The 9,097-nt window shown below is 67.7% G+C and carries 7 protein-coding genes and 1 pseudogene; 1 reads left to right on the top strand and 7 read right to left on the bottom strand.

The features are described 5' to 3' along the window. Nucleotides 1-280: 280 nt before the first annotated feature. Complete coding sequence (locus BM162_RS19640) at nucleotides 281-3,418, bottom strand: efflux RND transporter permease subunit (protein ID WP_093425325.1); 3,138 nt, start codon at nucleotides 3,416-3,418, stop codon at nucleotides 281-283. A 22-nt stretch (nucleotides 3,419-3,440) separates the two neighbouring features. After that, nucleotides 3,441-4,625: an efflux RND transporter periplasmic adaptor subunit gene (locus tag BM162_RS19645; protein ID WP_093425327.1), complete on the bottom strand. Its 1,185-nt coding sequence runs from the start codon at nucleotides 4,623-4,625 to the stop codon at nucleotides 3,441-3,443. A gap of 164 nt (nucleotides 4,626-4,789) precedes the next feature. Here BM162_RS19645 and BM162_RS19650 point away from each other — a divergent pair, with 164 nt between their 5' ends. Further along, nucleotides 4,790-5,479 carry a TetR/AcrR family transcriptional regulator gene (locus BM162_RS19650; RefSeq protein ID WP_177215279.1) on the top strand — a complete coding sequence of 230 codons (690 nt, stop codon included), beginning with the start codon at nucleotides 4,790-4,792 and terminating at the stop codon, nucleotides 5,477-5,479. Nucleotides 5,480-5,509: 30 nt separating this feature from the next. On the opposite strand, the gene BM162_RS19655 is transcribed toward BM162_RS19650, so the two are convergent. The 5 genes and pseudogenes from BM162_RS19655 to BM162_RS19675 all read right to left on the bottom strand — a co-directional run. Beyond that, on the bottom strand, nucleotides 5,510-5,710 hold the full coding sequence (locus BM162_RS19655; RefSeq protein ID WP_093425330.1) for a hypothetical protein: 201 nt from the start codon (nucleotides 5,708-5,710) through the stop codon (nucleotides 5,510-5,512). Beyond that, on the bottom strand, nucleotides 5,707-6,408 hold the full coding sequence (locus BM162_RS19660; protein WP_093425331.1) for an aspartate/glutamate racemase family protein: 702 nt from the start codon (nucleotides 6,406-6,408) through the stop codon (nucleotides 5,707-5,709). Before BM162_RS19660 ends, BM162_RS19655 begins: the two co-directional genes overlap by 4 nt. Nucleotides 6,409-6,411: 3 nt before the next feature. Next, the gene (locus BM162_RS19665; protein ID WP_093425332.1) at nucleotides 6,412-7,290 is read right to left on the bottom strand and encodes an ABC transporter permease; all 879 of its coding nucleotides are present in this window, start codon (nucleotides 7,288-7,290) and stop codon (nucleotides 6,412-6,414) included. A gap of 1 nt (nucleotide 7,291) precedes the next feature. Further along, nucleotides 7,292-8,124 (bottom strand): annotated as a pseudogene (locus tag BM162_RS19670) (ABC transporter permease). 107 nt (nucleotides 8,125-8,231) lie between these two features. Beyond that, a partial coding sequence (locus BM162_RS19675; RefSeq protein ID WP_093425334.1) for an ABC transporter substrate-binding protein occupies nucleotides 8,232-9,097 on the bottom strand: 866 nt, incomplete at its 5' end.

Raw genomic sequence — 9,097 nt, forward strand, 5'->3', positions numbered from 1 at the left:
TTGACCAGTATGGGTCAGCCGATTCCAATTCATGATCGTGGTTCATGAGCATCCGCCTATCGCTGCTGCGGACGACAAAAAGCTGTCGTGGACCATGCAGCACGCTGCGCCTTCGTCGTTCCGCGCGAGCGGCCGATCCACGCCCCGGTCCGGCAGCGAAGCCGTCGCCCGACGCTCCTGGAACCACCCCGAGATGGTGCTCCAGAAGCGCGACCAGAGCGGCAGCTGCAGCGCCGAAAAGAAGTCTCCCACGCAACGGGTGCGGACCTTTCGCCTCCGCTTAGACGTCCAGTCGGGCGTTTGCCCTCTCCCCGTGCGATGCCGGTGCACGCCGTCCCATCCGGGCGATGCTTGCCACCACGACGTAGAACAGCGGCACGAACAGCACGCCCAGGACGGTGGCCGAGATGGTGCCGCCCAGCACCCCCGAGCCGATGGCGGTGCGCCCGCCCGAACCTGCGCCAGAGCTCAGCACCAGAGGCAGGACGCCCAGAGAGAAGGCCATCGAGGTCATGATGATGGGGCGGAAGCGCTGTCGGGCGGCTTCGCGCACCGCCGTCAGCATCGGCTCGCCGGCCTCCTGCCGGTCGCGGGCGAACTCGACGATCAGGATCGCGTTCTTGCCGGTCAGGCCGATCACGGTCAGCAGGCCCACCTGGAAAAAGACCCCGTTCTCGAACCCGCCCAGCCACGCGCCTGCAAGCGCGCCCAGAACGCCGATTGGCATGGCCAGCATTACCGCGAACGGGATCGCCCAGCTTTCGTAGAGCGCGGCCAGTGACAGGAACACCGCGGCCAGCGACAGGGCATAGAGCAGCGGCGCCTGGTTTCCCGACTCCCGCTCTTCGAGCGACAGGCCGGTCCAGGCCACGTCGAAGCCGGGAAGCTGAACGGCCAGCCGCTCGATCTCGGCCATCGCCTCGCCGGTGGTCACTCCCGGCGCGGGCGAGCCCTGGATCTGCATCGCCGGCACGCCGTTGTAGCGGTTGAGGCCCTGCGGACCGTAGGCCCATTCGCCGTCGGCGAAGTTCGAGAACGGCACCAGGCCGCCGCTGGCGTTACGGACGCGCCATTTCGAGATGTCGGAGGGCGTCGCCCGCGACGACGGCTCACCCTGCACGTAGACGCGCTTGATGCGGCCCTGGTCGAGGAAGTCGTTCACGTAGCTGCCCGCCCAGGCGACCTGGAGAAGACGCCCGACGTCCGAGGCCGAAACCCCCATCGCCCCGGCCTTGCGCCAGTCGATGTCGAGGTTGAACTGCGCCGCGTCCTCAAGCCCCGAGGGCCGGGCCGAGGCGATCAGATCGCTTTGCGCGGCCATGCCCAGAAGCTGGTTGCGCGCGGCCAGCAGGTCGTCGTGGCTTTGTCCGCCGCGCGCCTGAAGATAGAAGTCGAAGCCCGAGACGTTGCCCAGCTCGATCACCGAGGGCGGCACGACCGGGAACACCATGGCGTCGCGGATTTGGCCGAGCGCGCCGAAGGCGCGGCCGGCGACGGCCTGCGCGCTTAGCGCCGGGTCCTGCCGTTCTTCCCAGTCCTTCAGGCGGACGAAGACGAGGCCCATGTTCTGGCCCTGCCCGGCGAAGCCGAAGCCAACGACGCCGAACACCGACTGCACCGCCTCGCCCTCTTGCTCGAGGTAGTAGCTTTCGATCTGCTCGACCACGTCCAGCGTCCGTTCGGCCGTCGCACCGGTGGGGGCCTGAACCATGGTGAACAGGATGCCCTGGTCCTCTTCCGGCAGGAAGCCGGTGGGCGTGCGCATGAACAGCAGGACCATGCCGACCGTCAGCAGCAGGTACACAAGGCCCACGCGCAGCGGCCGCCGGACGATCCAGCCCACGGTGCCGGCATAGCCGCCCAGCACCTTGTCGAACCCGCGATTGAACAGGCCGAACGGCCCACGCGTCTTGTGGCCGGAGTTCTTCAGCAGCGTGGCGCACAGCGCCGGCGTCAGCGTCAGCGCCACGACCACCGACAGCGCCATGGCCGACACGATGGTGATGGCGAACTGCTGATAGATCACGCCGGTCGAGCCGCCGAAGAAGGCCATCGGCACAAACACGGCCGACAGGACCACCGCGATGCCGATCAGTGCGCCGGTGATCTGGTCCATCGACTTGCGCGTCGCCTCGCGCGGGGACAGCCCTTCTTCGTGCATGATCCGTTCGACGTTTTCGACCACGACGATGGCGTCGTCCACTAGCAGGCCGATGGCCAGCACCATTGCCAGCATGGTCAGCGTGTTGATGGTGAAGCCGAACGCCGCCAGCACGCCGAAGGTGCCCAGCAGCACCACCGGAACCGCCAGCGTCGGGATCAGCGTCGCGCGGAAGTTCTGCAGGAACAGGAACATCACGAGGAAGACCAGGATGATCGCCTCGAACAGCGTCTTGACCACCTCGTTGATCGAGATCTCGACGAACGGCGTCGTGTCGAACGGGATCACGTAGTCCATCCCCTCGGGGAAGAACTCGGCGAACTCCGCCATCCGCTCCTTCACCGCCTCGGCGGTGTCTAGCGCGTTGGCGCCGGGGGCGAGGCTGATCGCCATGCCCGCCGAGGGCGCGCCGTTGAAGCGCGAGATGGTGGCGTAGTTCTCGGCCCCGATCTCGACCCGCGCCACGTCGTCGAGCAGCACGAGCCCGCCGTCCGTTTCGGCCCGCAGGACGATCTGGCGGAAATCCTCGGGCGTGCGCAAAAGGGACTGGGCGGTGATGGTGGCGTTGAGCTGCTGGCCCGCGGGTGCGGGCCGCGCGCCGAATGAGCCGGCCGAGATCTGCGCGTTCTCTTCCGACACCGCTGCAACCACGTCGGATGGTGTCAGTTCGAAGGCCGCCAGCTTGGCCGGATCCAGCCAAATGCGCATGGCGTACTGGCCGCCGAAGACCTGCACGTTGCCCACGCCCTCGATCCGGCTGAGCTCGTCCACGAGGTTGCTGATCATGTAGTCGGCCAGGTCGACACCCTCGAACTCGTCGTTCTCGGAGATCAGCGAGACCACCATGAGGAACCCGGCGGAGGATTTCTGGACGCTCACCCCCTGCCGCTGCACGGCCTCCGGCAGTAGCGGCGTAGCGCGGGCGAGCTTGTTTTGCACCTGCACCTGCGCGATGTCGGGATCGGTTCCGGTCTCGAAGGTCAGCGTGATGCTGGCGCGGCCCGACGAGGTCGAGCTTGACGAGATGTAGCGCAGCCCGTCGAGCCCGGTCATCTGTTGCTCGATCAGCTGGGTAACCGTGTTGCCGACGGTTTCAGCCGAGGCGCCGGGATAGGTCGCGTTCACCGTCACCGAAGGCGGCGCGATGCGCGGGTACTGGGCGATCGGCAGCACCTGGATCGCCAGGACGCCGATCGCCATGATCAGGATCGAGACCACCCAGGCGAAGACGGGGCGGTCGATGAAGAAGCGGGCCATCGGCGGGGTCTCCGGTACGGGGTTATTCGGTGGCGGTCTCGGCGGCGGCCGAGGCGTCGGCCTTCTCGACCGGAGCGTCGCCCTGGGCCGTGTCGGCGTTCCGCGCGCGCTCTTCGGGGGTCACGGTGGCGCCGGGCGCCGTCTTTTGCAGACCGGCGACGATCAGGCGGTCGCCGGCTTGCAGCCCGTCGCTGACCACCCAGTGCGCGCCGCGGTCCTGAAGGACGGTGAGCTGGCGTTCCTCGACCACGTTCTCGGCGTTGACCACCAGCGCCGTGGGCCGGCCGCGGCGGTCGCGGCTCACGCCTTCCTGCGGGGCCAGGAACACGCCTTCGGCGGTGCCGGTCGGCATTTCGACCTGGACGTACATGCCCGGCAGCAGCAGCTTTTCCGGATTGTCGAACTCCATGCGCAGCATTACGACGCCCGTCTGCTCGTCCACGTGCGGCTCGGCGGCGGTCAGGGTACCGGTCTGGTCATAGGCTTCGCCGTCGGGCAACGTCAGGGTCACGGTGCGGTCGGCCTTCTGCATGGCCTGGTCCACGTGCCCGCGGCGCCAGGCCAGCAGATCCGCCGCCGACTGCGTCACGTCCACGTAGACCGGGTCGATGTTGCGGATCACCGCCAGCGGCTCGGCCTGGCTGGCGGTGACCAGCGCGCCGCGGCTGGTGCGCGACAGGCCGATCTCGCCGGACAGGCGGGCGCGGATGATGGTGCGGTCGAGCTCGATCTGGGCGGATCGCAGCCCGGCCTCGGCCACTTGCAGCGCGGCCTGCGCCGCGTCGCGCGCGGCGGTGGCGTCGTCCACCACCTGCTGACTGGCCACGTTGCGGTCGAGCAGCGTCTGAACCCGGGCGGCTTCACGCTCGGCGGCGTCGAGTTGCGCCTGGGCCTGCGCGACCGAGGCCTCGGCCTGCGCCAGCGCCGCCTCGTAGCTGGCGGGGTCGATGCGATAGAGTTCATCCCCGGCCTCGACCCGACCACCTTCGGTGAACAGCCGCTCGATGATGACGCCGGCGACCTGCGGACGCACCTCGGCCTCGGCCGAGGCCAGCACGCGGCCGGGCAGGGTCGTGGTCAGCGTCACCGTCTCGGGCTGCATCGTCACCACCGTCACGGCGGCGGGCGGACGCTCCGCCTGCGCCCAGGTGGCGGCGGCGAGGCACGAAAGAACGAGGGCCGGCAGCACGCGGCGAAGTCGGATCATCGGACTGCTCCTGATTGGCGGGCACCTTGCGCGGGCGCCGCGGCCGGATTAGAAAACCGTGCGGTTTCTAAAACCGGAACCGTGCGGCGGGCAAGGACATTCGCACCGGAAAGATGTGCGCTCAGCAGCAAATAGGCTGTGCGCCGATGGCGGAGGCACCGATCATGGCCAGCGATACTGAACAGGGCAGTGCGCGCATTGGTGCGGGCCGACCGGCGACCATGGATCGTGAGGATCGGCGCGCGGCGATCCTGGATGCGCTGGACGCGGTGTTCCGGCGCCACGGGATGAGCGGGGTTACGATGGCCGCGCTCGCCCGCGAGGCGGGGATGTCGAAGCGCACGCTTTACGAGGTGTTCGACGACCGCGCGGCACTGTTCGATGCCTACCTCGCCCGGTTGCGCCGCACGCTGGTGCGCCCGCTGTCCGAGGAGGAATTGGCGCTTCCGCTTGCCGAACGCCTGCGCTTTCTGCTTGCGCCGCGTCCGCTGCCCGGCCCCTGCGACCTGCCGCTGGCGATCCTGCGCGCCGTCATCGCGGAGACGCCCGAGACGCCCGCGATGGGGCGAAGCATGTACGACAACGGCCCGCGGGTCATGCAGGATCTGATCCGGGTGGAGCTTGACCGGGCGGTAAGGCGCGGCGAGGCCGACATCGCCGACACAGATGCGGCCGCGGCGCTGCTGCGCGACATGATCCGCCCCAACGCGCTTGACCTGCTGATGTGTCCGGACCGCGCGCCGTCGCTGGAAGAGGCGAAGGCCCGCTTCGAACTGGGACTGGACATTTTTTTGCGCGCGGTAACGACACCCACCGGCGGAAGCAAAACCACCATTGGGCTGGCCAAGGATTAGCATCTGCAATGGAAATCTGCCCCACGTCGATCAGCGCGTGCGTCGCAAACGCGGAATTTCGGCCTCTGGCGCCACGAACAGCAGGAGGATCTTGTAACGCAACACCGTGAATGCGATCAGCCGGCGAAGCATGTGCCGGCGGACCAGCAGGTCCGGCGGCTGAAGCGTGTCCTTGGCCAGATCGATACGGAATAGTATCTGCGCCGCCTTCCCTCTTCCCCGCCTGTTCATCCGAGGGTCTGACGGCTGCTCCGTGCGCCGTAACCGCCGCCCTTCACCGTGCGAAGGCCAAGGCGCACCACGCCTTCCGCAATCGTGACGGCGGCGGCAACGCCGTCGACGACGGGCCGGTCGAGTTCTTTCGTCAGGGCGCCGGCGAGATCGGCCATCCCGGCGCAGCCCAGGACAATCGCCGCGCCGGGTATCTCGGCGGCGGCACGGCGGACCGCGGCGGCGACCGGATCGTCGGGGCCGCCCGCGCCCTGCGCGATGTCGAGGACGGGCACGCCGGCCGCGTGCACTCCGGCGCAGCGGGTGGCGAGGCCGGAGCGGCGCAGATTGGCCTCGATAACCGGGATCGAGACGGCGGCCGAGGTGACGACGACGTAGCGCTCGGCAAGCTGTGTGGCGATCAGACAGGCGGCTTCGCCGATGCCGACAACCGGAACCGATGTCGCGCAGCGTGCGGCGTCGAGGCCGGTGTCGTCGAAGCAGGCGACAATATGCGCGTCGGCCGACGTATCGGCCACGCGCGCCAGCAGGTCGGACACGGCCAACGCGCCGTCGTGGTAACCTTCGATGGAGGCCGGACCGGTGCGTGAGCGGGTGGCGATGATGGAAGTGCCCGGGGCCGCGATGGCCTCGGCGGCCGCCGCGATCGTCCGGGTCATGCCCGCATCGCTATTGGGGTTGGCGACGTGCAGACGCACGGCTCACCCCCGCGCCCGGCTTCGGCGGATGGCGAAGGCGACCGACAGCAGCACCGCCACCAACAGAAGCGACGCGCCCGTCGTCACGGAACCGAGCGCGTAGATCTCGGGCGTCGTCACAGTCGTCGTCAGCGCGGCGAGTTGCATGGGCAGCGTGTTGTCCGACCCCATCACCTGGCTGGACCGCGCCAGTTCGTCCCAAGAGAGCGTGAAGCCGAAGACCGCCACGCCGATCAGGAAGGGCGCGATGATGGGCAGGGTGACGTGCACGAAGGTCTGCCAGCGGCTCGCCCCCAGGTCGCGGGCAGCCTCCTCGTAGAAAGGGTCGAACCGGTTGAACACGGCGAACATAATCAGCAGCCCGAACGGCAGCGTCCACGTCAGGTGCGCGCCCAGGCCTGAGGTGAAGGTGCCGAGCGCCGTGACGAAACCGGACTGGATGCTCTCGATCTCCCACGCCGTTCCCAGTGCCTTGATGGCGTTGTCGATCAGGCGGAACTCGAACCCGATGCCCAGCGACACCACGATGGAGGGCACGATCAGACTGGCGATGGCGACATAGAGCAGCAGCATCGCGCCGGGGAAGCGGCAGCGGAAGGCAAGGCCCGCGAGCACCGAGATGACCACCGTCAGCACCATCACCGTCAGGGCCAGTCGGAACGAGCGGAAGAACGCCTCGGAGATGTCCACCGAGCCGCCGTCGTCCCACAGCATCCTGAACCAGTGCAGCGACACGCCGTTCATCGGGAACACCAGTCCCCCGTCCGGTCCCTGAGACGACAGCACGACGATGGCGATCATCGGGCCGTAGAGAAACAGGACAAACAGCGCGAAGATCGCGGCGAGGACATAGAACGACCGGGGGCGAGGGGCGCCGTTCATCCTATAGCTCCCTGCGGATGTCGACCATGCGCAGCAGCGCCGAGATCGCGAAGATGACGGCCACCAGCAGCAGCACGGCGTTGGCGGCGGCGAAGGGGAATTGCAGGTACTGGATCTCGGTCTGGATGGTCTTGTCGACCGAGGCGATCTGCTGCCCGCCCATGATCCCGATTGTCAGGAAGTCGCCCATCACGATGGTGACGACGAAGATCGACCCGATGATGATCCCCGGCTTGGCCAGCGGGATGATCACGTTGACCAGTGTCTGGACACCGCTCGCGCCGGCATCGGCGGCGGCCTCGATCAGCGAGCGGTCGATGCGCATCATCGAGTTGAAGATCGGCACCACCATGAACAGCGTGTAGAGGTGCGTCAGCGCCAGCACGACCGCGAAGTCCGAATAAAGCAGCCATTCCAGCGGCGCGTCGGTGATTCCAAGGCTCATCAGCGTGGTGTTCACCAGCCCGTTGCGGCCCAGAAGCGGGATCCACGAGATCATCCGGATCACGATCGAGGTCCAAAACGGGATCGTGCACAGCAGGAAGAACGCCACCTACATCGGCAGGGTGCGGACGTGGAAGGCGAGGAATAGGCGACGGTGAAGCCGAGCGTCAGCGTCGTCAGCCAGACCAGCAGGCAGAACTTCAGTGTCGAAAGATAGGTGGCCAGCGTCGTGCACAGGCGCGGCAGGTCTTCGAGGCAGCCGTCGAACAGGTCGGTGTAGTTCGTCAGAACGAAGGCGGGCTCGATAGAATACTGCGTGAATTCCCAGAAACTGACGATCACCGTCAGCGCCAGCGGCGCGAGAAAAAACAGCGTGAAGACAAGCGCCATCGGCGCAGCCTGCCACAGCGCCGAGGTGTCGCCGCCGCGCCGGCGCAGGCCGGGGAACCGGGTGCGCCGGGCCGGCCGGCGCACACCATCGATATGGACGCTCTCGCTCATGCGGCGATGAACTCGTTCCACTTGCGGACCATGTACTGGTTCTCGTCCATTACGGCGTTCCAGCACGCCACCGCGCCCATGCGTTCATCGTACGAGCCGCCATCACGCACCGCACCGGCCTCTCCCAGCACGTCGCCGCTGGGGGCGCGGATGGTCTCGGCCGCGGGCTCGCCCTCGTACCAGTAATCCCACTCGTAGGGCTCCATGTGCTCGCGCGCGGTTTCGAGCACGGCGGGATAATAGCCCTGCCGCGACAGGTGCGCGCCGGCCCAGCCCGAAAGGAACCAGTTGATGAACTCGTAGGCCGCGTCTTCCTTGCGTCCTTCCAGCGTGCGGGGCAGGCCGAAGCCCGAGGCCCAGGCGCGGTAGCCTTCCTTGAGCGGCTGGTAGACACAAGGCACGCCCTGCGTGCGCACGGCCGTGACTGCGGGCGACCACATCGACTGGATGACGACTTCGCCGCTCGCCATCAGGTTCACGCTCTCGTTGAAGTTGGTCCAGAAGGTGCGGAACTGGCCGTTGCGCTTGGCCTCGATCAGGGCGTCGATGGTGGCGTCGATCTCCTCGCGCGTCATGTTGCCCTTGTCGCCGTAGGTCACGTCGCCCCGCGCCTCGAGCGCCATGGCGGCGTCCATGATGCCGATCGACCGGATGTTGAGGATGGCGGCCTTTCCGGCGAACTGCCGGTCGAGCAGCGCGGCCCAGCTGTTGACCTCGCCCTCGATCAGTTCGGGCCGGATGCCCAGCGTGTCCGCGTTATAGGTGGTCGGGATCAGGGTGATCCACTGCGTCGGCTCGGAGGCGAAGGTCTGGCTGTTCTCGCCCTCGAGGTAGAGCACTTCGAACGGGGCGGTGCCGTCGG

This window comes from Tranquillimonas alkanivorans (assembly GCF_900115595.1).
Lineage (GTDB): Bacteria > Pseudomonadota > Alphaproteobacteria > Rhodobacterales > Rhodobacteraceae > Tranquillimonas > Tranquillimonas alkanivorans.